Here is a 23,081-nt window from a genome sequence, read left to right on the forward strand (position 1 = left end):
AATGGTTAAGTGCGCCGCGAAGCTCGGTGAAAGTGATGAGCGACGACCCCGAGGACCGGATGCTCGGCTGGGACGAGTCCGTCTTTCGGGACGAACACGTCTTCGAAATCGACTGGCTCCCGGAGACGTTCAAACACCGGGACACACAGATGGAGACGCTGAAGTACGCGCTCCGGCCGGCCGTCCGGGGGTCGCGCCCGCTCAACGTCATCGCCCGCGGGCCGCCGGGGACGGGGAAGACGACGGCCGTCCAGATTCTGTTCGACGAACTCACCGCACAGACGGACGTGAAAACCGTCCGGGTGAACTGCCAGATGGACTCGACGCGCTACGCCGTCTTCTCGCGGCTGTTCGCCGAGATATTCGACTACGAGCCGCCGTCCTCTGGAATATCGTTCAAGAAATTGTTCTCACAGATCACCAACAAACTGGTCGAGGAAGACGAGGTGCTCGTCGTCGCCCTTGACGACGTGAACTACCTGTTCTACGAGAGCGAGGCCAGCGACACGCTGTACTCGCTGTTGCGCGCCCACGAAGCCCACTCGGGCGCGAAAATCGGCGTCATCTGCGTCTCCTCTGATCTCGAGCTCGACGTCATCGACGCGCTCGATACCCGCGTCCAGTCCGTGTTCCGGCCCGAGGAGGTGTATTTCAACCCTTACGGACAGGCCGAAATCGCAGATATCTTGGGCGAGCGCGCTGACCGGGGGTTCAACGAAGGCGTCGTCGGTCCCACGGTGCTCGACCGCGTCGCCGAACTGACCGAGGAACAGGGCGGCGACCTCCGGGTCGGTATCGACCTCCTGCGCCGGGCTGGAATGAACGCCGAACGGCGCGCCTCCCGCTCCGTCGAGACCGAGGACGTCGAGGCGGCGTACGACAAGTCTAAATACGTTCACCTGTCCCGCCGGCTGCGGGAACTGTCCGACTCCGAGACTGCGCTCGTGGAGGTCATCGCCGCCCACGACGGCCAGCAGGCCGGCGACATCTACGACGCCTTCTCCGAGCAGACGGACCTGGGGTACACCCGCTACTCCGAGATAATCAACAAGCTCGACCAGCTTGACATCATCGATGCCGAGTACACCGATGTCGAGGGCCGGGGCCGCTCGCGGGAGCTGACGCTCAACTACGACGCTGACGCGGTGCTGGAACGGCTGTAATACAGCGCATCAAAACGTCTACGCGCTCATTCCATCTTCTCGAAGGTCGTCTCGGCCCACTGGACGGCGTAGTCAGCGCCGTACTCCAGATACGCGTCGGTGTCGAGTGCGGCAAAGGGCGCGGGCAAGTCCAGACCGTGTTTGACGCCACTACAGGCGAGTTCGGCGGCCGCAGCGAACTCCGTCTGGCCCTGTGCAATTTCGCTGGGGAGGTCTTCGAGGCGGGGTTGCAGGCGCTCGCCGGCGTCGTCCCATGCCGCGTACAGGTCCGGGAAGTCGTCGGCCCAGCCGGCAAACGCCGAACGGGTCTGGAGCCCGAGATACGCGGCGTAGAGGGCAGCTGCGAGCTGGTATCGGGCGTTTGCATCGAGATGGTCCTCTGTAGCAGCTACGAACGCCGGGTACTGCTCGGCAAAAAAGCCCAGAAAATGCTCGGGTTCGTCGAGGCTCACTTCGACGAGCGCCTCCGCGACGAGAAACGAGACGAAACCGTCCGGTGAGGTCTCCAGCCGCGGCTTGACGAACACGCAGGGCGGGACCGTCTGGCGCGTCCAGGCGACGCCGCCGTCGCCGGGCATCCCGATGGTGAGGCTGTTACCGATGTACTCCTGTAGCACCTCTGGCGCTGTGGTCGGAAGCCACGCACCGTCGTAGGAGATCTGATCGAGGCTGTCGGTCACCAGCAGGAGTTCTTCGGCGACTGCGGGGTCCAGTGTCTCGAAGTCGCGGTCGCAGTTCAGTACGAGCGCCTCCGGGGCGTAGGCCTCACGTACTGCCGGCAATTCGCCGGTCAGTGAACGCTCGGTGAACATCTACGCCGAGAACAGGACGAGGTTGATGACGATGCCGATCGACAGCAGTGCTGACACGCCGATTGTTCCGAGGACGATTTTCGTGGCCTTGCTCATGTCAATGAGTATCCCGGGCCAGACATTAAAACTTGAGAAACGATTTTCTGGGTCCACAGCGTTCGTCGAGTATGCGCCGCGAACGCACCTCGACAGGCACTGCCTGGGAGCAGCAGGTCGGGTACTCGCGGGCGATACGTGCGGGTGACACTGTTCGTGTTGCCGGCACCATCGCCACGGACGACGACGGCGAGGTCGTCGCGCCGGGTGACCCGTACGAACAGACGAAACACGCCTTCGGTATCGTCGCGGATGCACTGACGACTCTCGACGCCGACATCGAGGACGTCGTCCAGACCCGAATGTACGTCACTGACATCGACGATCAGGAACAGGTCGGCGAGGCCCACAGCGAATTCTTCGGCGACGTCCGTCCCGTGGCGACGATGGTCGAGGTGAGTGGGCTGGCAACACCAGAGGCCGCCGTCGAGGTCGAAGCCGTCGCGCAGGTCGAGTGATGCTGGGCCGGGGTGCCGTCTTGATTACTTGTCAGTCCTGCCGACACCCGCACGGTGGGCGACGGCACGCCACTTTCCGGAGCGGAACCGACCCACATTGACAGCGGCTTTCAAATAGAAATCCCCGATTAGCGCGGCGAAGATAGCCGGAAGGCCGAGTCCCAGTCCCGGGGAGAACGAAACGCCAGTCACGGGGATCGGTATGACGAACGCCGTCGGTAACGCGAGCGCTGCGACCGGCAGGCGGTAACAGTAGCTTCCGAGTATCGTTCCGTACAGCGGCCACCGGGTGTCACCAGCACCGCGAAGGCTTCCGCGCATCGTCCGCGACACGGAGAAGCCGGCGACGAGCAGCCCGAAGACGCGGACAAACGTCGCCGCCAGGTCCGGGTAGGCGGTCCCGAACAGAGCAACGATCGGCCGGGCGAACACCACGAGAAGTAGTGCGACAGTGAGCTGGACCGCGAGTGCAACCCCGAGCGACTGCCAGCCGTACGCCGTCGCCTCTTTCGGGTCATCTGCGCCCAGCGACTGCCCAACCAGTGTCGACGCGGCGGTCGCATAGCCCCACGCTGGCATCAGCGCGAGTAGCATGACCCGGCGACCGATGGCGTACGCCGCGAGTGTCGGGGTGCCGAGTACGCCGAGAATGAACAGAAACGGAAACCGGCCAAAGGTCTGGAGCAGGCGCATTCCCGACAGCGGAAGTGCGACACGGACGAGTTCGGCGAGTAGTCCGAGGTCGAACTGTTTGCCACCGAGCGGCAGCGCCGTCGCGTACCGACCGGAGGCCAACAGCACGAAAAAGATGACTGCAGCGAGCGTGTTCGCTGCGACAGTCCCCCAGGCGGCTCCCGCGATTCCCATCGGTGCAACCGGCCCCAGGCCGAATATCAGCACACCGTTGAGCCCGACGTTGGTCGGCACAGTCAGCAACCGGACGTACATCGGCGTCCGCGTGTCGGCGCTCCCCGCGAGGGCGCGTGCGGCGACCATACTCCAGAACCGCGGCACCATCGACAGCATCACAATTGCGAGATACGTCGCGCCGTACTGGATCGCGGCCGGGTCATTGGAGAGACTATCGAGCAGTGCAGTCGGATACACCCACGCGATAGCAGTCAGTGGCAACGATAGCACGATTGCGAGCCACAGCGACTGCTTGACAGCCAGATTTGCTCGCTCCGGCTCGCCGCTCCCCTGCAGGCGAGAGACGACGCTTATTGTCCCGGAGGAGACAGCGAGCGCAAGTCCGAATCCCACGAAGTAGTACTGAAACCCCAGCTCGAGACCGGCCAGTGCGGCGTCACCCAGCGCCAGACCGACCATCAGAAAGTCCGCAAGCCGCAACAGGATTCGCAGACCTCCGGTGACCATCACCGGCGCGGCCAGGTCTGTCGCCTCGATGGCCCGGTCCCGGTCGACAGCATCCAATCTGGAGAGCGCGACTGGGACGGTGCGTACCAGCCGGCGGAGGGCGTCGCCGAGCACAGTTGTGTCACGGCGGGCAGGCAAACGTAGCTTACGACTCCGTGCCCCTGTAGAGTTGCACACAGCGCTTATCTATGCAAATCCCTACCTGTAGATATGGATCAAATACCCTCTAGGCGGTCGTTTTTGGCCGGCGCTGGGGCTGCTGCCACCGCTGGGATTGCTGGGTGTACTGGCCTCGGGATCGGGGACCAGACGCTAACGATGATTGACTGGGGGTACGTCTACAGTAACGGCGTCATCGAAGCCTTCGAGGAGCGCCACGGGGTAACGGTGGAGCGACAGGCCGCACAGGGATCGGCCGAAACCCTCGCGCAGCTGCGGGCCGGTCGCGCCGATTACGACCTGGTGCCGCTTGGCAACTACGCGGTGACGCCGGCGATGGAAGAGGGCTATCTCCAGCCGCTCGACCTCGATCAGGTCCCGGCATACGACGACGTGTTCGACTTCCTGAAAGCGGAGTACTTCGAACAGGACGGCGAGGTGTACGGGATTCCACGGAGCTTTGGGCAGACGCCGCTCGCCGTCAATACCGACATCGTTGAGCAGGATGTCACCGCGCTGGCTGACCTCTGGACCGAACCACTGGCCGGTGTCGTCGGCGGTCGCGACGACGCGCGCCTGCAGGTCCTGTACCGAAACGCGGCGAAAGGCGAGCCACTCAACCCGGCAAGTGCCGACGACGTGGACTTCGACTCGCTCCGTGCCGACCTTATCGACCGGCTGGAACTCACCGCCGGTCTCTGGAACAACGGGGGCGAGTCAGAGCAACTCCTCCGCAGTGAGGAGGTCGGCGTCCAGCCGGTCTGGAACTACGTCATCCAGTCGATGCAGTCGGATGGTCTCCCCGTCGAGCGAGTCTACCCCTCCGAAGGAACGAAAGCGTGGTTCATCCAGCACTGTATCCGGGACGGTGCGGAGAACCCAGAACTGGCACACACCTTCATTCAGGAGTGGCACACGCAGATGGGCTACAAGTCGCTGATGAAACCGAGCAACATCGCCGTCCCGAACGAGCAGGTGTTCTCCGAACACGATGTCGAGATGGCGGCGTACGGACTCGACGACCCGGACCAGTTCATCTACGAGGAACCGAAGCCACAGTCGCTCATCGAGCAGTACACCGAGACGTGGAACCGGGCAAAGACGGAGGCTGATCTGTAGTGAATGCGCTCGCTGTCGACGGTCTCACGAAAACCTTCGACGGAGCGCCTGCTGTCGACGATGTCTCGCTGACTGTCGAGCAGGGGAAGTTCTTCTCGCTCATCGGACCGTCCGGCTGCGGCAAGACGACGACGCTCCGAATGCTCGCCGGCCTCCTCACGCCGGATTCAGGGCGGGTGCTGCTCAACGGGCAGGACGTGACGGACCGGCCCGCCCGCGAGCGGGCGACGAACATGGTGTTTCAGGACCTCGTGTTGTTCCCCCACATGAACGTCGCGGAGAACGTCGGCTACGGGCTGGCCCGAAGTGGTGTTACAGAGCCGGACCGCGGGCAGCGTGTCGAGGACGCCCTGGCACTGGTCAATCTGACGGGATTCGGCGACCGTGACCCGTCTGACCTCTCGGGCGGCCAGCGCCAGCGGGTCGCACTAGCTCGGGCGCTGGTCAACGATCCGGCGATACTGCTGCTTGACGAACCGCTTGCGTCGCTCGACCGGGCACTCCGAGAAGAGATGCAGGCGGAGTTCCGACGGATTCAGCGCGACAGCGACACGACCTTCCTGTACGTCACACACGACCAAGAGAGCGCACTGAGTATGTCCGACAGAGTCGCCGTGATGCGGGACGGGCGCATCGTCAACGTCGGCCCTCCTCGCCAGTTGTACACGGACCCGCAGACCCGGTTTGTCGCGTCGTTTCTCGGCGACGCCACGCTGCTTGAGGGCGACGTCATCAGGCGCGAGGGTGCCGATGTCGTAGTCCAGACCGGCGCTGGCCCGCTTCGGGCCAACGCAGACGCAACGAGCGACGCCGTGGGCGATGCGGTGACGGTCGCAGTCCGGCCGGAAGCCGTCACCCTCGGCGGCGACCTGACTGGCACCGTCACTGATGTCGCGTACAAGGGGTTCTACGAGGAAGCGACCGTCGACTGCGGCGGCGCGGAACTCGTCGTCCGACGCGAACGCAACACGGTGGCGGCCCCGGACAACGCGACATCCGCCGACGGCGGTACAGCCCTCCCGTTCCGCGTCGGAGAGACCGTCGAACTGGGCGTCAACCGGGCCGTCCTCGTCAGGGATGAGCGTCGCTAACGCACCCGGTCGGCTCCGGGACTGGCTGGTCGCCGGCAGCCCACTCTTGCTGGCACTGGCCCTGGGCGTGTTTCCGCTCCTGACACTGTTCGTCGAGAGCATTGGTCCCGGCCTTGGCAGCGAGAATTACGCGGAAGTGCTGTCGCCCCTGTACCGCGGCGCACTGCTGTACTCTATCGGCGTCGGTGTCGGCGTCACTGCCATCTGTCTCGCCGTCGCGTATCCGATTACGTACTGGATTGCCCACCGGTGTCCGGACCGGTACCGGCTCGTCGCGCTGGTCTCGGTGACGTTGCCGCTGTGGCTCAATTACGTGGTGCTCAACTACGCCTGGGTGTGGATTCTGGCCCGGGGCGGCGTGGTGAACCGAATCCTCGTCGGGACGGGTCTCCTCGATTCGTCGCTTGACCTCCTGTACAATAACATCTCGATGACCATCGGGTTCGTGTACATCTACCTGCCCTACGTCGTGTTGACGATGTACGTCTCGATGGAGCGATTCGATTACCAGCTCATCGAGGCCGCGCGGGACCTCGGTGCGAGTGACATTCGAGTATTTCTCGACGTCGTGCTCCCGCGAACACTTCCCGGCGCGGCGGCGGCGACACTCATCGTCTACGCACGCATCGCCGGTGCGTTTGCAACTCCTGAAATCCTCGGCAGTCCCGGGAACGTCATGATCGCACGGCTCGTCGTGCAGGCGTTCCGGCAGTACACGAACTACGGGTTCGCGGCGGCGCTGTCGTTCGTGTTCCTGCTGCTGGTGCTTGGAACGCTCGGACTCGGAGCGCTTTCGCCGCGGGTCAGACAGGAGTTACGACAATGGTGAGCCGCGTCACACGGCTGGCCGAACGCGGTGCCGGGCGGCTCCCGGGCATCGTTGTCGCGCTGGCGCTCGTGTTCCTGTACACTCCCGTTCTCGTCATCGGGTACCTGTCGCTCTCACCCGCTGGCCAGCCGACGATTCCCATCGACGGGTTCTCGCTCCGGTGGTACACCGCGGTCCTGACTGATACCCGGTTTATCCGTGCGCTACTGACGAGTCTCGGCATCGGCGTCGTCACAGCCGTTGTCGGTACTGCGCTGGGGCTGGCCGGCGCATACGTGATTGTTCGGAGCCAACTCTCCCAGATTGCCCGTCGAACCATCGCCGTGATTATCGCCCTGCCGCTGTTCGTTCCGACGGTCGTCGTCGCCTTCGGCATCGGACGCGCTAGCGCGCTCGTCGGCCTCGGCTACGGGTACCTTCCGGTCGTTCTCGGCCACTTGTTCTGGGTACTCCCGTTCACTACGTTCCTCATTGCTGCCCGCTACGCGGAGCTCGACGACCGCCTCTCGGCTGCGGCCCGCGACCTCGGTGCCGATGACCGGACTGTGTTCAGGACGATCACGGTGCCGTTGCTGTGGCCGGCACTGACGGCGAGTGTGTTGTTCGCGTTCGCGCTCTCGTTCAACGAGTTTCTCATCACTTTCTTCCTCGCCGGGTCGAGCGTGACGACGGTCCCGCTGGAAATATTCGGCAAGGTCAGAATCGGTGCCACGGCCTTCCTGAATGCGGCGAGTGTGCTCGTCATCGTTGTCAGCGCTGTGGCGGCCGGTGTGGCTTCGACACTGCGCCGTCCTGTGTGAGTGGTTCCAGCCGCCAATCTGCTCTGCGACCCAGCGGCACGCTTTTGTGACCGAGCGGCGAGCGACGTAGTGATGCCAGACATTGAAGTCGGTGAGACGTTCACCGAAACCCGAACGTTCCAGCCCGACGATGTCGACCAGTTCGCCGCCCTCTCTGGAGACGACCAGCCCCGCCACACAGAGCCTGATGGGGACGGTCGGCAGATGGTCCAGGGGTTGCTCACCGCGTCGCTGCTAACCAGCATTGGCGGCGACCTCGAAGTGCTCGCCTCGCGGATGGAACTCCAGTTCCAGCGCCCGGTGTACACCGGTGAGACGCTGGTCTGTGAACTGACAGTCGTGAGTACCGACCCGGATGCCGACGGCGGCGTCGCTGTTGTCGGCGATGTGGCTGTCCGACGGATCAATCGCGGCGATGAGTCCACTCAGGCCGACACAGCCGCCGCGAACCCGGCCGACGGAGACACCGCTGGAACCGTCGTGCTTGAAGCGACCGTCGAGGGACTAATCAGGGAATGAGCTGTTCGCCGTCGTCGTAGAGTGTGATGGCGTCGACCGGACAGGACCGGGCGGCGAACTTCGCGTCCAGTTCGGCGTCGTCCGGGACCTCCCGCACGAACACGTCCGAATCGGTTTCCTCGCTGTCCGCCAGCACCGCTTTGCCGGCGTCCTCGTCGCGCTCGAAGGCGTCCCACTCCGCGACACACTGGAACATCCCGATACAGGTGTCGTAGTCGTACTCGACTCGCATACCTCGTGTTGGCCGCTCGCGGGCAAAGGCGTTCCCCTCGCCGCCGTCGCGGGTGTAGTGCGACAGTTTAAATCGGGGCAGGACCCAAGCGGGGTGTAATGGACGTTGCGGACCTGCCGGGCGTGCCCGAGTGGCTCCCGGACCACCTGCGCGACGACGGCATCGAGGAGCTGTATCCGCCCCAGGCCGAGGCCGTCGAGGCCGGCGTCACCGAGGGGAAGAACCTGGTCGCGTCGATTCCGACGGCCAGCGGGAAGACCCTCATCGCCGAGCTAGCGATGCTTTCATCGGTCGCTCGCGGCGGTAAGGCACTGTACATCGTTCCGCTGCGGGCGTTGGCCAGCGAGAAACAGGCTGACTTCGAGGAGTTCGAGCAGTACGGCCTCGACATCGGTGTCTCGACGGGCAACTACGAGTCCGAAGGCGGGTGGCTCGCGGACAAGGACATCGTCGTCGCCACCAGCGAGAAGGTCGACTCACTCGTGCGCAACGACGCCCCCTGGATAGAGGACCTCACCTGCGTCGTCACCGACGAGGTCCACCTCGTCGACGACGGCGAACGAGGGCCGACTCTGGAGGTGACACTGGCGAAACTCCGTCGGCTCAACCCCGACCTGCAGACCGTCGCGCTGTCGGCGACCATCGGCAACGCGGAGGCGCTGGCGACGTGGCTCGACGCGGGCCTCGTCGATTCGGACTGGCGGCCAATCGACCTCCAGAAGGGGGTCCACTACGGGCAGGCGCTACACCTCGAAGACGGGAGCCAGCAGCGGCTCTCGGTGCAGAACAACGAGAAACAGACGGCGGCTATCGTCCGCGATACGCTCGAAGACGACGGGTCGACGCTGGTGTTCGTCAACTCCCGGCGCAACGCCGAGGCGGCCGCGGGCCGGCTGGCCAACACCGTCCGGCCACACCTCAGCGACGAGGAGCGCGGGCGGCTGGCCGACATCGCGGAGGAGATCCGTGACGTGAGCGACACGGAGACGAGCGACGACCTCGCGGACGCCGTCGCCGACGGGGCGGCGTTCCACCACGCCGGCCTCTCGCGCGGCCACCGCGAACTCGTTGAGGACGCGTTCCGGGACCGGCTGGTGAAGGTCGTCTGCGCGACGCCGACGCTCGCGGCCGGCGTCAACACGCCCTCGCGGCGCGTCATCGTCCGCGACTGGCGGCGCTACGACGGCTCAGCGGGTGGGATGGCCCCGCTGTCGGTACTTGAGGTCCACCAGATGATGGGACGAGCCGGCCGGCCGGGGCTCGACCCCTACGGCGAGGCGGTCCTCATCGCCAACAGCCACGACGAAGTGGACGAGCTGTTCGAGCGCTACGTCTGGGCGGACCCGGAGCCGGTCCGGTCGAAACTCGCGGCCGAACCGGCGCTGCGGACCCACATCCTCGCGACCGTCGCCTCCGGCTTCGCCCGCTCGCGGTCGGGCCTGCTCGAGTTCCTCGAACAGACGCTGTACGCCAGCCAGACCGACGACAGCGGCCAGCTCGAACGGGTGGTTGACGACGTGCTCACCTACCTGCAGCGGAACGACTTCCTCGAAATCGAGGGTGGTGAGCTGGACGCCACCTCACTGGGCCACACCGTCTCGCGGCTCTATCTGGACCCAATGAGCGCCGCCGAGATCGTCGACGGCCTCCGGGACTGGGAGCGAGGAGCCAGCGATAGCACCTCGGCAAGCGGGTCGCCGGCTGACCCGCAAGCGGAACCACCGGCTGACAGCGGCTTCACAACCGCAAGCGAGCTGGCTGAGAATGCCGCCGGGAGCGACGATGATAGGGACCCGGACGACATCTCCGCACTGGGCCTGTACCATCTCGTCTCGCGCACGCCGGACATGTACCAGCTGTACCTCCGCTCGGGCGACCGCGAGGAGTACGAGATGGAGTTGTTCGAGCGCGAGGAAGAGTTGCTCGGCCCGACCCCCTCGGAGTTCGAGGAGGGCCGATTCGAGGACTGGCTCTCGGCGCTGAAGACCGCCCGCCTGCTCGAAGACTGGGCGACGGAGGTCGACGAGGCGACCATCACGGAGCGCTACGGCGTCGGTCCGGGTGACATCCGCGGGAAGGTCGAAACCGCCCAGTGGCTGCTGGGAGCGGCGGAGTCGCTGGCCAGCGAGGTCGACCTGGACGCCGCGCGGGCCATCAGCGAGGCGCGCATCCGCGTCGAACACGGCGTCCGGGAGGAACTGGTCGACCTGGCCGGCGTCCGCGGCGTCGGCCGCAAGCGCGCCCGGCGGCTGTTCCAGGCTGGCATCACCGACCGCGCACAACTCCGGGACGCGGACAAAGCCGTCGTGCTGGCGGCGCTCCGAGGCCGCCGGAAGACGGCCGAGAACGTGCTGGAGAACGCTGGCCACCGGGACCCGTCCATGGAGGGCGTCGAGCCCGCACCCGACGTATCCGTTGACCTCGACGACGGCGACACGGACACGAACGGGGACGTTACGGCCGACGACGACCAGTCCAGTCTGGGTGATTTCTGATGGAGGTTGTCGAAGGAACTGCTGAAATCGACGACGTGGGGTCGTTCGTGGAGACGCTCGGCGCAATCGGCGACCGCCACGGCGTCATAGTACAGGCATTCGACGCTCGCTACGTCGTGGACCGCGCCCATCTCGAACTGGCTGTCGAACTCGCAACCCGGGCCCACCGTCGGGGTGACGCTATCGCCGAGGACTTCGGCGTCGAGATACTGCTGTACGCAGCCGGTCGCCGCCAGATAAACCGCGCGCTGACGATGGGCGTCGGCGAGGGCTCCTGTCCCGTCGTAGCCGTCGTCGTCGACCCCGAAAAGGTTAGTTCCCACAAAGGTAATGGCGAGCCGCGGGACATCGGCGCAGCCGCCGACGAGGTGCGTGACGCCCTCACGCCCGCGTCGACGCTCGGCGAGTACGACGCGGAGCGCGTCCGGTCGTTTTTCGACGTGACCGACGCCGAACTCGCCGCGACGGCCGGTGGTCTTCCCGACGCCGTCCGGGAGCGCGTCGCGCTGTTGCCGGTCGAGAAGTAGCGACAGTATTTTTGACGATGGCCGTGTTATCGTCACACATGGACCCACAGCGGACGGCACGGCAGCGGGCCAGCGAGCGTGCCCGCCGGGTCGAAGCGACGGTCGACCGCACCACCGGCGGGGCCGCGTACCCGGTCCGCGTGGAGGAGCTGGCAGACGAATACGGCAGCGCCGACCCGCCTGCCGAGGACCTCTCGGCCGCGATCGAACGCAGTACCGACGGCGAGTTCGACTCGCCGACGGAGGTCCGGGCGGCCATCCAGCAGGTGACAGCGCAGAACAGCGCCCGCACCGAGGCGACGTTCGACGAGCGCGAGCAGTCGTGACTGCGCTGGAGACGCCGCTGTCCATCGGCGGCGTCGAAGTCCCCAACCGACTGTATCGCGCACCGGTACTGGAGTGTGCCGGCAACGGCGAGGCTGCTGTCGACACGCTTGTCGACGAACTCGAACCGACGGCGGCCTCCGGCGTCGGCCTCATCTTTCAAGGCGCGAGCATCGTCACCGACCGCGGCGGCTGCGCCGCGCCGAACATGACGCGGGTCCACGACCCGGCCTTCGTCGAGCGGCTCGCCCGGCTCACCGGCGCGGTCCACGACCACGGCGGCCGAATCTTCCTGCAACTGGCCCACGGCGGTCTCCGGAGCATGGCGACCTGGCACGCCGAGTACCGTCGGCGGCACCCAGACCAGCGCCAGCTGGCCGTCAGCCGCCCGCCCTGGCAGCTCCGGGCGCTCGACTGCGCCGGCCTGATTTCGCTGCGGCCGGACGTGCTCTCGACCGCGGAGGTGTGGGACCTGGCCGAACAGTTTGGTCGGTGTGCCGGCTACGCCGTCGACGCCGGCTACGACGGCATCCACCTCTCGGCGGCGAACATGAGCCTGATCCAGCAGTTCCTCTCCCCGTTCTACAATCACCGGGACGACGAGTTCGGCGACGGCATCCGCTTCCTCGAAGCGGTCCACGACGCTGTCCGGGACCACGCCGGCGACGTGCCGCTGGTCACGAAGGTCCCCGCCGAGACCGCTGCGCCCAGCTTCGTTCGAAGGTATCTCACCCAGACGGACGGCGTGAACATCGCTGAACGGGCGGCAGTCATCGGCTACGACGGGCTCGTCCCGGTCGTGGTGTCGCCGTTCTGGGACATGAGCATCGTTCGCGGCGCGTTCCCCGACCGGGCCTGGGACGCGAGCGACCTGCAGGACGACTACGCGGCGGTCTTTGGCGGTCGACTCCGGGCGCGTGCCGTCCGGCTGCTCAACAGCCTGCAGGCCCGCCGGTTCGGCCACGACCCAGGCTGGAACGCCGACTTCTGTCGAGCGGTCCGCGAGCGCGTGGACGTGCCGGTCCTGCTGGAGGGCGGGCTGCGGACGCGTGCCGACTGCGACCGGTATCTCGGCGCGGACGGGGCCGCGCCCGCTGCCGATGCGGTCGGGATGGCTCGGCCGTTCTACGCGGAGCCGCGGCTCGGCGCGCGCCTGCTCGACGGCGCGGACGCGCTGTGTGAGAGCTGTAACAACTGTACTGTTCCGCAAGTCACCGGCGAACCGGGCCGCTGTCGAACGCCCGCGATCGTCCGCGAACAGGCTCGGCTCCGGCGGGATGGTGCCTACGAGCGAACCGAGTAACGGGCTTCGGATACTGCCACCGCCACAACTGGGCAGATACAAAGGCTCATACGCGCTCGGTCCCGAACAGACGCCGATGACGACAGGGATTTCGTCCGAACGCGTCGAGCTGTCCGTCGACGGCGAAGACGTCGATATTCACTACCGGACCGGCGGCGAGGGGCCGCCGATGGTGTTTCTCCACGGTATCGGGCTGGACGCCGCGACCGTCTCGTGGCGACACGCACTGCCCGCACTCGCGCCAGAGCGGACGGTGTATGCGATCGATTTGCCGGGCCACGGCGACAGTGACAAGCCCGACCGTGCGTACACGACCGAGTACTACCTCGAGACCCTGTCCGAGTTCATCGACGCGCTCGATATCGAGGAACCCGCACTCGCCGGCCTTTCGATGGGGGGTGCCATCGCACTCGGCCACGCGCTCGATGGCGGCCCCGTCGAGCGGCTGGTGCTGGTCGACAGCTACGGGCTGGGAGCTGACGCCTACTGGCGGACAGCGGCCAGCAGCGTCCTGCAGACGCCGATACTCGGAAACATGCTCTGGCAGGGCGTGGGGTCGTCCCGGCCGGCAATCCGGAACAGCCTCCGCAGCATGGGTCCTGGAGAGCCGCCCCAACAACTGGTCGAGGACGTGAATAGCGCTGTCGACCGACAGACGGTCCGGGCGATGCGGCGCTGGCAGCGTAGCGAGTTTCAGTGGTGCGGGTTTCGAACCGACTACTCCGATCGGTTAGCGGAAATAGATGTGCCGACGATGCTGATTCATGGAGCTGTCGACCCGCTGCTCCCCCGTCGGTGGTCCGAGCAGGCGGCTGGAATGGTCACTGATAGCACGCTGAAGATTTTCGAGAACTGCGGGCACTGTCCACCGCGGGAACACCCCGACCGGTTCAACCGGGCCGTTCGAGCGTTCTGCTGAGTTATTCCGGCAGTTCGTCGATGAGGACGACCGCTTCGCCATCGATGACGACATCGTCGTCAGCAAGGACGCGCGTGGTCAGCCGGTACTGTTCGTCGCCGAGGTCCTCGACGATTTCACATTCGGCAGTGAGCCGGTCACCAATACGGACCGGGTTGTGGAACTCCAGGTCCTGCGAGAGATAGATAGTCAGCCCCGGCAGCCGTGCCAGCGCCGCGCTGATGAGACTCCCGACGAGCGTCCCGTGGGCGATTCGGCCGCGGAAGCGTGTCTGCTCCGCGAACTCGTCGTCGAGGTGAAGCGGATTCGTGTCGCCGCTCGCGGCGGCGAACTGTTGCACGTCGTTTTCCGAGATCGTCTTTGTGAAATCGACGTGGTCGCCGACGCCGAGGCGGCCCGGATGGTCTTCGGAGATCGAGACGTGCCATTCGGGGAGATCTTCGTCCGGTTCGATACGGTCTGCGGGCGTTACGCCGTCTTCGTCCTCCTGCTGGACGCCGAACGCGGCGAACGCTGCCCGGTTAGCTGCGACGACGCTGTTGAACATATGTGACGATGTTTCAGTCCATGTGTCTAACAGCGGGTTTCGTGGCGATTCAGAACTCATCTGTTCTGGTAGTTTATTGGTCGGAGTATTAAACCTTGGTGTTGGTTTCGTCTCAGCTGTCGGTAAACGCCGTCTAACGGGCGTCAGACGGGTGTTTGGGGGTGCCGTTATCGGCGCTGCAGGGCGTAGCACTTCCCTCGACGCCGCTGAACCCCTAATACCATTCTCTACCATTCAATGGTAATCAATGGTTTTCAGCGGAAGATTTATATTGTTGAGGAGAGTACATGTAGTTGACCGATGGCCGACGAGGATGATGGCCTGCTGTGGCCTCCGATGTTCAAGGGGATGCAACAGGCGAGCGAGAACGCGATGGAACAGCAACAGCAGCTGATGAAACAGATGTTCGCCAACGGTGGCATGCCGAGTTTCGATATGAATCAGCTCGGTGCCATGAGCCAGATGGCGACGTTCAAGACCCGCGTGCAAAGCGGGGGTCGGATCAGCATTCCTGATGCGGAGCGAGAGGCGCTGGGCATCGACGAAGGCGACATCGTGCAAGCCGTCGTCCTCCCGGTCACTAACAACAATAGCGAGTAATCCAACAATGGTAGACTACACAACCCCCGTCACGACAGCGTTCGAGATGCAGCGTGCGACGATCGAGCAGAGCCAGAAGGCGCTCGAACAGAGTGTTTCCTTCCAGCAGAACGTTAACAACGCGGTTATCGACAGCCTCGACACGCAGGAGTCGGCACAGCGCCGCGGTGTCGAGCTCCAGCAGACTGCGTTCCACAGCTACCTCGACGCGATGGCGTCGACCATGCCCGGCATGACCGAAACCGTCGAGCAGATCCGTGAGACCGTCGACGAGCAGTTCGACTTCTTGCTCGAGAACCACGCCGAACTGTTCGACAATATGGAAACCGAGCTCGAAGAAGGCGTTGACACCTACGACGAGATGACCGACGAGTACGTCACGGCCGTCAACGACCAGGTCGACATGCTCGTCGAGGCCCACGAGGAACTCGAAGCGCAGTCCGTCGAGGCCGCCGAGCAGTTCGGCGAGCAGCTCGAAGAAGTGCAGGAGCAGGTCGAGGAGATTCAGGAGCAGGTCGAGGAAGTGCAGGCCGAAGCCGCCGACGCTGTCGACGTCGAAGCGTAACGACGACAGTCGGTTTTTTTGTGCGCCCGCCGCCGAGGTACTATTATGAGTAACACAAACGACATTCAGGAGGAATGGACGGAGATGGTTGAGGAGATGAACAACGCGGTCGCCGACTCGATGGAGCAGAACATGAAGGCCCAGGCGGCCTTCGTGGAGTCGTGGGCCGATGCTGTCGAGGATACAATCCCGGAGCAGGAGGACCTTGCTGACGGGATGGACGGCTACAACCGCGCCTACGAGGAGTGGATGGACGCCGCCGAGCAGATGGTCGAACGCTCTACCGACGCCGCTCGGGGCGAGGATGTCGACCCCGCCGAGTTCCGTGACATCTGGCTGCAGTCCGCCAATGAGGCATTCAAACACGTCATGGGTACCTCGGCCTTTGCGGCCGCCAACGGCCAGCTCGTCGAGTCGATGATGGAGATGCAGCAGGAAGCGGACGACCTGAGCCAGGACACGCTGGAACAGCTCGGCTTCCCGACGCGAGACGATGTCGACGAGGTCGGCGAGCGGCTCATTGAACTGGAGCGCCGCCAGCACGCGGTCGAACAGAAGCTCGACCGCGTGCTTGAACACTTGGAAGAGTAATCATGTCAAGCAACCCCTTCAATCCGTTCGAAGCCGCGCTCAACTGGCAGCGCAAGACACTGGAGAACATGACCGACGCCGCCGAGACCAGTCAGATCGCCGACGAGCGGCTGGAACTGCTGGAGTCCGTCGAAGTCGGTCAGACGCCGAGCAACGTCGTGTACGAGGAGAACAAGCTCGAACTCCTCCATTACGACGCCGAGGCTGCCGGTATCGAGGTACCGGACGAGGAGACGGAAGATATCCCGATTCTCATCGTCTACGCCCTTATCAACCGGCCGTACATCCTCGACCTGCAGGAGGAGCGGTCGGTCGTCCGACGGTTGCTCGAGGCGGGCCACGACGTGTACCTCATCGACTGGAACGAGCCCTCGCGGCTCGACCAGCACCTCACGCTCGACGACTACGTCAACCGTTACATGGACAACTGCGTCGACGTGGTCCGCGACCGCTCCGGCCAAGACGCCATCAACATCCTCGGCTACTGCATGGGCGGGACCATGTCGGTGATGTACACTGCGCTCCACAAGGAGAAGGTCAACGCTCTCGGGCTGATGGCGGCAGGACTGTGTTTCGACCACACTGGTGGCGTCCTCGAAGAGTGGGGCTCCGACGAGTACTACGAACCGAGCGACGTGACCGAGACGTTCGGCAACGTCCCCGCGGACATGCTCGACATCGGGTTCGCGCTGATGGACCCCGTCGAGAACTACGTCACGAAGTACATCCGGTTCGCGGAGAACATGGAGAACGAGGGCTTCGTCGAGAACTTCGGCCGGATGGAGAAATGGCTCGGCGACGGTATCGACGTGGCCGGCGAGGCCTATGTTCAGTTCCTCGAAGACGTGTATCAGGACAACAAGCTCTACAGGAACGAGCTGGAACTCAACGGCAAGCACGTCGACCTGGACAACATCGACATGCCGGTCCTCCAGCTCATGGGCGAGTACGACCACCTCATCCCGCCAGAGGCCTCCAAGCCGTTCAACGATGTCATCGCTAGCGACGACACGCGCACGATCGAGTTCTCGACGGGCCACATCGGCCTCTCCGTCTCGTCGTCGACCCACGCCGACCTCTGGCCCGAGGTCGCCGAGTGGTATTCTGAGCGCAACAAGGGAAGCGGCGAAGTCGACATCGAGGTCGAATCTCCCGACGAGGCTGACGACGACCCGGTAGACCAGTCGGAACCTACTGACATCGACGTTGACGCGACGACCGATGTCGATGCCACCGAGGACGAAGACGATGCGACCGACGAACCCGCGGACGTCGATAGCGTCTCCGGTATCGGCCCGACCTACGCCGACCGTCTCCACGGCGCTGGCATCCACAGCGTTGCGGACTTGGCTGAATACGATGCGGCCGAACTGGCCGACATCGCTGAGACTACCGAGTCCCGCGCGCAGGACTGGCTCGACCAGCTGTAATCCGGCGCTGTTTTTCTGTTTCGCGCTGCACGAGTAGCCATGCGCGTCTCGGTCATCGGCGGCTCGACAGTTACCGACGAACAGTATCAGCAGGCACGCGAGGTCGGACGACAACTCGGTGAGCACGGCCACGACATCGTCTGTGGCGGCCTCACCGGTGTAATGGAGGCAGCCTGTCGCGGCGCGAGCGAGGCCGGCGGCCACACTATCGGCATCCTGCCCAGTGAGCGCCGGGCCGCCGCAAACGACTACGTCGAGACGGCCATCGCCACGGGACTCGGAAACGCCCGCAACGTCCTCGTCGTGATGAACGGCGCGGCAGTCGTCGCCGTCGACGGCGGCCCCGGGACGCTCTCGGAACTCGGCCACGCGCTTGATATGGGTCGACCGGTCGCCGGGCTCGGAACCCACCGCCTCGACGGCGGCGACGCAATCGAACACGTCGACACGCCCGCCGAAGCCGTCGAGTACGTCGAGTCGGCCGTGCAGTAGCTTTCACTCCAACAGCCGCTTGAGAGCCGCCGCGATTGCGAGAAACGCGACGCCGAGCAGCCTGACCCGCCGACGGGACCTCTCTTGTGGCGTGAACTCCACCGCCAGCACCCGGCGATAGCCCAGCCGTGCCGACGACAACAACAGCCCCGGAACGAGTAGATGAACCACGCCCGCCAGCGCCGTTCCGGTCCACAGCAACCGCCGTTCGGTCCGTGTCAGGTCCATACCGGCTCAAGGGGACGCGTCGGTTTGACCGTGGCGTCTGCTTGCGAAGTGCGTACTGCCCGACACTCTTGCAGAATCGAAACAGCGCCGTGGCTCACTCAGACTGAAGACAGAAAATGTAGAACCGCAACGATTCTTCGCGGGGTCGACGGGCGAGGCAGGCATCCGCGGCCGAAGGCCGCGGTTCTCGGAATCGCCGCAGTGCGGCGATTCCGCCTTTTTCGCCAATGTGGCTTGCCTCGCGGGTCACTTCGTCGTCGGGCGGCGATGCCGCCCGACTGCCTGCGGGACCTTCGGTCCCGCTCTGTTCCCCGCTCGGCGTGCCGAGGTTTCTTCGAAACCTCGCTTACATCATGCCGCCCATGCCGCCGCCCATGCCGCCCATGCCGCCGCCCATGCCGCCGGGCGCGCCGCCGGGGCCGCCGGGTCCGCCTTCGTCCTCGTCGTCGTCGCCCTGGCCACCCTTGAGGTCGCCAGCGGCGATGACGTCGTCGATGCGGAGGATCATGACGGCTGCTTCCGTTGCGCTTTCGACGGCCTGGGTCTTGACACGGAGGGGCTCGACGACGCCGTCCTCTTCCATGTCGACGACCTCACCGGTGTAGGCGTCGAGGCCGGACGTGACCGCGCCGCCGTCGTGCTTGCTGCGGAGGTCGACCAGCGAGTCGATCGGGTCGAGACCGGCGTTCTCCGCGAGGGTGCGCGGGATGACGTCGATGGCGTCGGCGAACGCTTCGACGGCGAGCTGTTCGCGCCCACCGACGGAGTCGGCGTAGTCACGCAGGCCGAGCGCGAGCTGGGTCTCGGGGGCACCGCCGCCGGGCAGGACCTTGCCGTCCTCCAGCGTGGCGGCGACGACGCCGAGCGAGTCCTCGATGGCGCGCTCGACTTCGTCGACGACGTGTTCGGTGCCGCCGCGGAGAATCATCGTGACGGCGCGGGCGTCTTCGACGTCCTCGACGAAGATGCGCTCGTCGCCGGCGATGTCCTTCTGGGCGACGGAGCCGGCGAAGCCGAGGTCGTCGGCTTCGATGTCGTCGATGTTCGAGATGATGCGCGCGCCGGTCGAGCGCGAGAGCGCTTCGATGTCGGACTTCTTGGCGCGGCGGACGGCCAGAATACCTTCCTGAGCGAGGTAGTGCTGGGCCATGTCGTCGATGCCCTTCTGGCAGAAGACGACGTCAGCACCGGCCTCGGCGAGCTTGTCTACCATCTCCTTGAGCTGTTCCTCTTCCTGGTCGAGGAACTGCTGGAGCTGGTCGGGGTCGGTGACGTTGACCTCGGTGTCGAGCTCCGTTTCCGGAACCTCGATGGCCGTGTCGAGCAGGGCAACGTCGGCGTCCTCGACGGCGAACGGCATGTTGTCGTGGACGCGCTCCTTGTCGACGATGACGCCTTCGACGAGTTCGGACTCGTCGGTTGCGCCGCCGACGACGGTTTCGATCTGGATGTTGTCGGTGTCGACGCTGCCGTCGTCGTCGACGACGGACTGTGCGGCGCGGACGACGAGTTCGGCGAGGACGTCCTTGGAGGATTCGGCGCCCTTGCCGGTCATCGCGGTCGCGGCGACCTTTTCGAGGGTCTCCGTGTCGTCGGCGTCGACGTCGATGGCGTTGTCTTCGAGAATCTCCTTGGCTTTCTCGGCGGCCTGGCGGTACCCCTGGGCCAGGATGCTGGCGTGGATGTCCTGGTCGAGGAGTTCCTCGGCCTTCGAGAGGAGTTCGCCGGCCATGACGACCGCCGTCGTGGTGCCGTCGCCCACTTCGTCTTCCTGGGTCTGGGCGACCTCGACGATCATGTTGGCGGCGGGGTGCTCGATGTCCATCTCGTCGAGGATGGTGACGCCGTCGTTCGTGACGACGACCGAGCCCGAGTTGTCGACGAGCATCTTGTCCATGCCCTTCGGACCCAGTGTCGTCCGAACGGCCTCGGCGACGGCCGTCCCGGCCGTGATGTTCATCGACTGCGCGTCCTTTCCGGATGTCCGCTGGGACTCCTCGGAAAGTACAATCATGGGCTGGTTGCCCATCTGCTGTTGAGCCATAGTCAAACGATGATTGAATGTGATTCTATATAAAAGCTTTGGTCACGGCCGGTATATCGCCCCACTGCATGCCACACTCGACGGTGTGATACTACCTAACGTGGGTGGTTTATATACCGACGCAGGGGCGCTCAGCGACCCATTCCGAACCGCCGGTGGCGCAACTCGGGCGTAATCTGGATGCGGGAGATGTCCTGTCCGGTCCGGTACCAGACGAACGCCGCCCTGGTGAACAGTTCCCGGCACTCGATGCGGACTTCCCGGGGGTTGCCCTCCGTCCGCTCGTGGATATCCTCGATTGCGGCCCGAGTGAACAGGTCCGGGGCCTGGCCCTCGTAGGGCTCGTCCCGGAAGTACGCCAGCGAGCGGGCGGTGTACTCGGCCACATCGTCCGGCGAGAACGGGTCGATGCCCTCGTAGTACCGCAGCCGGGAGTCCAGCGTCCCGCGAATCTCGGCAACGCGGCGCTTCCCTTCCGGTGTCCCGGTGAGGAACAGCCGAACGCCGGCGTCGCCGGCCACCTGCAGCGGCGACAGCAGGTCCGCCTCCAGCACCTCGATTTCGTCGACGACCAGCAACAGTGTCCTGTCGTCCTCGCGCACGCGACGGACGATTTCGTGGACGGCGTCTTTCGCCTCCGCGGTCGCCCACGGAATCCCGTCCCGGACCTGCGAGTAGTTGCGCTGGTCGATGGAGTACCCCGCCGCGTAGGCGGCGGTCAGCACCGTCTGGTACAGTTTCCGGGGCGTCGTCTCGCGCGGATTGTCCAGATGCGTGATGACAAACCCCTCGTGTTTCGAGAGGTCCCGTAGGACGATTTCGCGGAACGCCGTCTTCCCGGTCCCATAGGGACTCACCAGCCCGATGTGCTGGTCCTGGAGGAGCCACGACGTGACCTGATTCAGCATTTCGGTGTCGTGACGAACGTAGAGCGGCTCGGGCATGTGGTCCAGCCCGGCCTCCTCGGTGAACGGGAGGTCCGTCACGGTCTCGGCCGTGCCGCCCAGCGCCTCGCCGAAGGCCAGCAGGCGCTGTTCGACCTCTTTCAGCTGGTCCAGCAGGACGCCGGCGGTAGCGCTCTCGGCGCGCTCCGCCTCCTCAGACCGGAGCGACTCGAGCCGGTCCATCACCTCAGAGACGGACTGTCCCGAACCGCTGGTCTTCGGTTGCTCTGTGTCGTCTACCACGGCTATCTCTCTCAGCCTTGCTGGTCCGGCGCGTTATATGTTACGCCCCGAATTTTGGGGAAGATACCGCGGTCAAAACGGCAGCGGGAACGGAACCGAGCCGTAGGCATACCCTTCCATGCCACTCTCGGGCCGGGCGCGGAACACGACGGTCGGCGAGTAGCCCACGTCGGGCTGTTCGCCGTACACCCGCCGCCAGTCGTCGTCCGGGAAGGAACTGCAGTCGACGACGAGGACGGCCCCCGGGTGGGCCGCCAACTGGTCGCGGGTCTTCGCGTCGCCGGAGGCTTTCACCGCGGCGACGGCCGTGTCGACCTGTCGCCGGGACGGCGGCCGCGGCCGGGTGACCTCGACGAGCGTGTCCTCGACTCGGAAGTCGACGGAGTGGCCCGAGTCCAGTTCGACCTCGGGTCTGATGTCGTTGCCCGCGTCGACGAGCAGCTTGGCGACGTTGAACTCGCCCATCGTCGCCCGCATCCGCGAGAGGTCAAAGCCCTCGCTGGTCCCGAGTTTGCTCGCCATCGTGTAGCGGTAGTCGTCGAGTTCGCCGGTCGCGAGGAAGTCATCGTAGAATGCCAGCCCGTCCGCCCGGTCGGCGTCCGGGAAGCCGCCGGCGTGGTCTCGGAAGAACGTCCGTGTCGACTCGCGGCCGTCCTTCGACAGAAACACAGGGAGGAAGAAGTGCGCCAGCGCCTCGTACTCGGTGAGCCACGGGTCTTCCACCTCTAGCTGTGCGAACAGTTCACGCTGGACCCACTCGCTGATGGCGTCGGGGACCTCGTCGAACGTGTATTTCTCTGTCCGCCACAGCGTCTCCGGCGTCTCCGTGTTTCCGACCCAGTAGGCGCGCTGACCGTTCCAGCAAAACAGCGCCAGATCACCGTTGTCCATCTCCAGTCGGCGCGCGGCCCACCCTTCCGGCGGGGCGAACCACGGGCCGTTCATCGCCGCACCGAAAGTGTTCTGCAGCGGTGTCAGCAGGTCGTTCCGGACCCGATTTTCGCTCCATCGCTCGTTCGACTGTCGCAGACGTAAGGGACCAGCCACACGGTCGTGTAGACGGTCAGTGGTCTTGGGCGTTCCGCCCTGCCGAAACGCCGCCGCTCGGACTGCTTGATACCTCTACCGCCCGTGTGGGACGGTTTCTGGCACCACCGTTACATTGATAGTCACT

The 23,081-nt window shown here is 65.1% G+C and carries 25 protein-coding genes; 17 read left to right on the forward strand and 8 right to left on the reverse strand.

All coding sequences use genetic code 11. The annotated features are described in order from the left end of the window. Nucleotides 1–35 precede the first annotated feature (35 nt). Nucleotides 36–1,163: an ORC1-type DNA replication protein gene (locus tag DVK00_RS07195; RefSeq protein WP_101348936.1), complete on the forward strand. Its 1,128-nt coding sequence runs from the start codon at nt 36–38 to the stop codon at nt 1,161–1,163. A gap of 26 nt (nt 1,164–1,189) precedes the next feature. Here DVK00_RS07195 and DVK00_RS07200 read toward each other — a convergent pair whose 3' ends face one another. Next, complete coding sequence (locus DVK00_RS07200) at nt 1,190–1,975, reverse strand: hypothetical protein (RefSeq protein ID WP_121512044.1); 786 nt, start codon at nt 1,973–1,975, stop codon at nt 1,190–1,192. A gap of 167 nt (nt 1,976–2,142) precedes the next feature. Here DVK00_RS07200 and DVK00_RS07205 point away from each other — a divergent pair, with 167 nt between their 5' ends. Further along, nucleotides 2,143–2,529 (forward strand): RidA family protein, encoded by a 387-nt coding sequence (locus DVK00_RS07205; RefSeq protein WP_101348939.1) that lies wholly within the window; start codon nt 2,143–2,145, stop codon nt 2,527–2,529. Between the two features lie 24 nt (nt 2,530–2,553). On the opposite strand, the gene DVK00_RS07210 is transcribed toward DVK00_RS07205, so the two are convergent. Further along, nucleotides 2,554–4,020 carry an MATE family efflux transporter gene (locus DVK00_RS07210; protein WP_121536058.1) on the reverse strand — a complete coding sequence of 489 codons (1,467 nt, stop codon included), beginning with the start codon at nt 4,018–4,020 and terminating at the stop codon, nt 2,554–2,556. A 96-nt stretch (nt 4,021–4,116) separates the two neighbouring features. Between DVK00_RS07210 and DVK00_RS07215 the strand changes: the two genes are divergently transcribed. The 5 genes from DVK00_RS07215 to DVK00_RS07235 all read left to right on the forward strand — a co-directional run bounded on the left by DVK00_RS07215 (nt 4,117) and on the right by DVK00_RS07235 (nt 8,423). Beyond that, a complete protein-coding gene (locus DVK00_RS07215) occupies nt 4,117–5,184 on the forward strand; it encodes a PotD/PotF family extracellular solute-binding protein (RefSeq protein ID WP_232794500.1) in 1,068 nt (355 codons plus the stop codon). Continuing rightward, nucleotides 5,184–6,275 (forward strand): ABC transporter ATP-binding protein, encoded by a 1,092-nt coding sequence (locus DVK00_RS07220; RefSeq protein WP_121577493.1) that lies wholly within the window; start codon nt 5,184–5,186, stop codon nt 6,273–6,275. Before DVK00_RS07215 ends, DVK00_RS07220 begins: the two co-directional genes overlap by 1 nt. Next, the gene (locus DVK00_RS07225; protein ID WP_101348943.1) at nt 6,262–7,104 is read left to right on the forward strand and encodes an ABC transporter permease; all 843 of its coding nucleotides are present in this window, start codon (nt 6,262–6,264) and stop codon (nt 7,102–7,104) included. The genes DVK00_RS07220 and DVK00_RS07225 overlap by 14 nt, the downstream gene beginning before the upstream one ends. Beyond that, nucleotides 7,098–7,904, forward strand: a complete 807-nt coding sequence (locus DVK00_RS07230; RefSeq protein ID WP_101348944.1) for an ABC transporter permease — start codon at nt 7,098–7,100, stop codon at nt 7,902–7,904. The genes DVK00_RS07225 and DVK00_RS07230 overlap by 7 nt, the downstream gene beginning before the upstream one ends. A gap of 72 nt (nt 7,905–7,976) precedes the next feature. Beyond that, entirely contained in the window at nt 7,977–8,423 is a 447-nt protein-coding gene (locus DVK00_RS07235) for a MaoC/PaaZ C-terminal domain-containing protein (RefSeq protein WP_121512046.1), read from the forward strand. Here DVK00_RS07235 and DVK00_RS07240 read toward each other — a convergent pair. After that, nucleotides 8,413–8,655: a ferredoxin gene (locus tag DVK00_RS07240; protein ID WP_121577494.1), complete on the reverse strand. Its 243-nt coding sequence runs from the start codon at nt 8,653–8,655 to the stop codon at nt 8,413–8,415. The two genes, DVK00_RS07235 and DVK00_RS07240, sit on opposite strands and share 11 nt — an antisense overlap. Before the next feature lie 98 nt (nt 8,656–8,753). Between DVK00_RS07240 and DVK00_RS07245 the strand changes: the two genes are divergently transcribed. The 5 genes from DVK00_RS07245 to DVK00_RS07265 all read left to right on the forward strand — a co-directional run bounded on the left by DVK00_RS07245 (nt 8,754) and on the right by DVK00_RS07265 (nt 14,223). Next, complete coding sequence (locus DVK00_RS07245; protein ID WP_121577495.1) at nt 8,754–11,150, forward strand: ATP-dependent DNA helicase; 2,397 nt, start codon at nt 8,754–8,756, stop codon at nt 11,148–11,150. After that, nucleotides 11,150–11,677 carry a KEOPS complex subunit Cgi121 gene (gene cgi121 / locus DVK00_RS07250; RefSeq protein WP_121577496.1) on the forward strand — a complete coding sequence of 176 codons (528 nt, stop codon included), beginning with the start codon at nt 11,150–11,152 and terminating at the stop codon, nt 11,675–11,677. Before DVK00_RS07245 ends, cgi121 begins: the two co-directional genes overlap by 1 nt. A 38-nt stretch (nt 11,678–11,715) precedes the next feature. Further along, nucleotides 11,716–12,003, forward strand: a complete 288-nt coding sequence (locus DVK00_RS07255; protein ID WP_101348949.1) for a hypothetical protein — start codon at nt 11,716–11,718, stop codon at nt 12,001–12,003. Continuing rightward, nucleotides 12,000–13,304 carry an NADH:flavin oxidoreductase gene (locus DVK00_RS07260; protein WP_121577497.1) on the forward strand — a complete coding sequence of 435 codons (1,305 nt, stop codon included), beginning with the start codon at nt 12,000–12,002 and terminating at the stop codon, nt 13,302–13,304. Before DVK00_RS07255 ends, DVK00_RS07260 begins: the two co-directional genes overlap by 4 nt. Nucleotides 13,305–13,380: 76 nt before the next feature. Continuing rightward, nucleotides 13,381–14,223 carry an alpha/beta fold hydrolase gene (locus tag DVK00_RS07265; protein WP_121577498.1) on the forward strand — a complete coding sequence of 281 codons (843 nt, stop codon included), beginning with the start codon at nt 13,381–13,383 and terminating at the stop codon, nt 14,221–14,223. Between the two features lies 1 nt (nt 14,224). On the opposite strand, the gene DVK00_RS07270 is transcribed toward DVK00_RS07265, so the two are convergent. Further along, a complete protein-coding gene (locus DVK00_RS07270) occupies nt 14,225–14,770 on the reverse strand; it encodes a MaoC family dehydratase (RefSeq protein WP_080508796.1) in 546 nt (181 codons plus the stop codon). A 300-nt stretch (nt 14,771–15,070) separates the two neighbouring features. On the opposite strand from DVK00_RS07270, the gene DVK00_RS07275 reads away from it, so the two are divergent. The 5 genes from DVK00_RS07275 to DVK00_RS07295 are packed head-to-tail and all read left to right on the forward strand — an operon-like array spanning nt 15,071 to nt 18,448. Beyond that, entirely contained in the window at nt 15,071–15,370 is a 300-nt protein-coding gene (locus DVK00_RS07275) for an AbrB/MazE/SpoVT family DNA-binding domain-containing protein (protein WP_053966935.1), read from the forward strand. Between the two features lie 7 nt (nt 15,371–15,377). Further along, the gene (locus tag DVK00_RS07280) at nt 15,378–15,935 is read left to right on the forward strand and encodes a hypothetical protein (RefSeq protein WP_101348952.1); all 558 of its coding nucleotides are present in this window, start codon (nt 15,378–15,380) and stop codon (nt 15,933–15,935) included. A gap of 45 nt (nt 15,936–15,980) precedes the next feature. After that, a complete protein-coding gene (locus tag DVK00_RS07285) occupies nt 15,981–16,526 on the forward strand; it encodes a poly(R)-hydroxyalkanoic acid synthase subunit PhaE (RefSeq protein ID WP_101348953.1) in 546 nt (181 codons plus the stop codon). A gap of 2 nt (nt 16,527–16,528) precedes the next feature. Continuing rightward, on the forward strand, nt 16,529–17,956 hold the full coding sequence (phaC, locus tag DVK00_RS07290; RefSeq protein WP_101348954.1) for a poly(3-hydroxyalkanoate) polymerase subunit PhaC: 1,428 nt from the start codon (nt 16,529–16,531) through the stop codon (nt 17,954–17,956). A gap of 39 nt (nt 17,957–17,995) precedes the next feature. After that, nucleotides 17,996–18,448, forward strand: a complete 453-nt coding sequence (locus tag DVK00_RS07295) for a TIGR00725 family protein (RefSeq protein ID WP_121536067.1) — start codon at nt 17,996–17,998, stop codon at nt 18,446–18,448. A gap of 3 nt (nt 18,449–18,451) precedes the next feature. On the opposite strand, the gene DVK00_RS07300 is transcribed toward DVK00_RS07295, so the two are convergent. The 4 genes from DVK00_RS07300 to DVK00_RS07315 form a co-directional block, all read right to left on the reverse strand. Then, nucleotides 18,452–18,676 (reverse strand): hypothetical protein, encoded by a 225-nt coding sequence (locus tag DVK00_RS07300; protein ID WP_121536070.1) that lies wholly within the window; start codon nt 18,674–18,676, stop codon nt 18,452–18,454. Nucleotides 18,677–19,022: 346 nt separating this feature from the next. Then, complete coding sequence (gene thsA, locus DVK00_RS07305; RefSeq protein WP_004516477.1) at nt 19,023–20,705, reverse strand: thermosome subunit alpha; 1,683 nt, start codon at nt 20,703–20,705, stop codon at nt 19,023–19,025. Nucleotides 20,706–20,851: 146 nt separating this feature from the next. Beyond that, nucleotides 20,852–21,847, reverse strand: coding sequence for an ATP-binding protein (locus tag DVK00_RS07310; protein WP_101351380.1), 996 nt, complete (start codon nt 21,845–21,847; stop codon nt 20,852–20,854). A gap of 132 nt (nt 21,848–21,979) precedes the next feature. Further along, nucleotides 21,980–22,954 (reverse strand): DUF5784 family protein, encoded by a 975-nt coding sequence (locus DVK00_RS07315; RefSeq protein WP_101348957.1) that lies wholly within the window; start codon nt 22,952–22,954, stop codon nt 21,980–21,982. Between the last annotated feature and the right edge of the window lie 127 nt (nt 22,955–23,081).

Source organism: Haloarcula sp. Atlit-47R (genome assembly GCF_003665985.1).
Taxonomy (GTDB): domain Archaea; phylum Halobacteriota; class Halobacteria; order Halobacteriales; family Haloarculaceae; genus Haloarcula; species Haloarcula taiwanensis.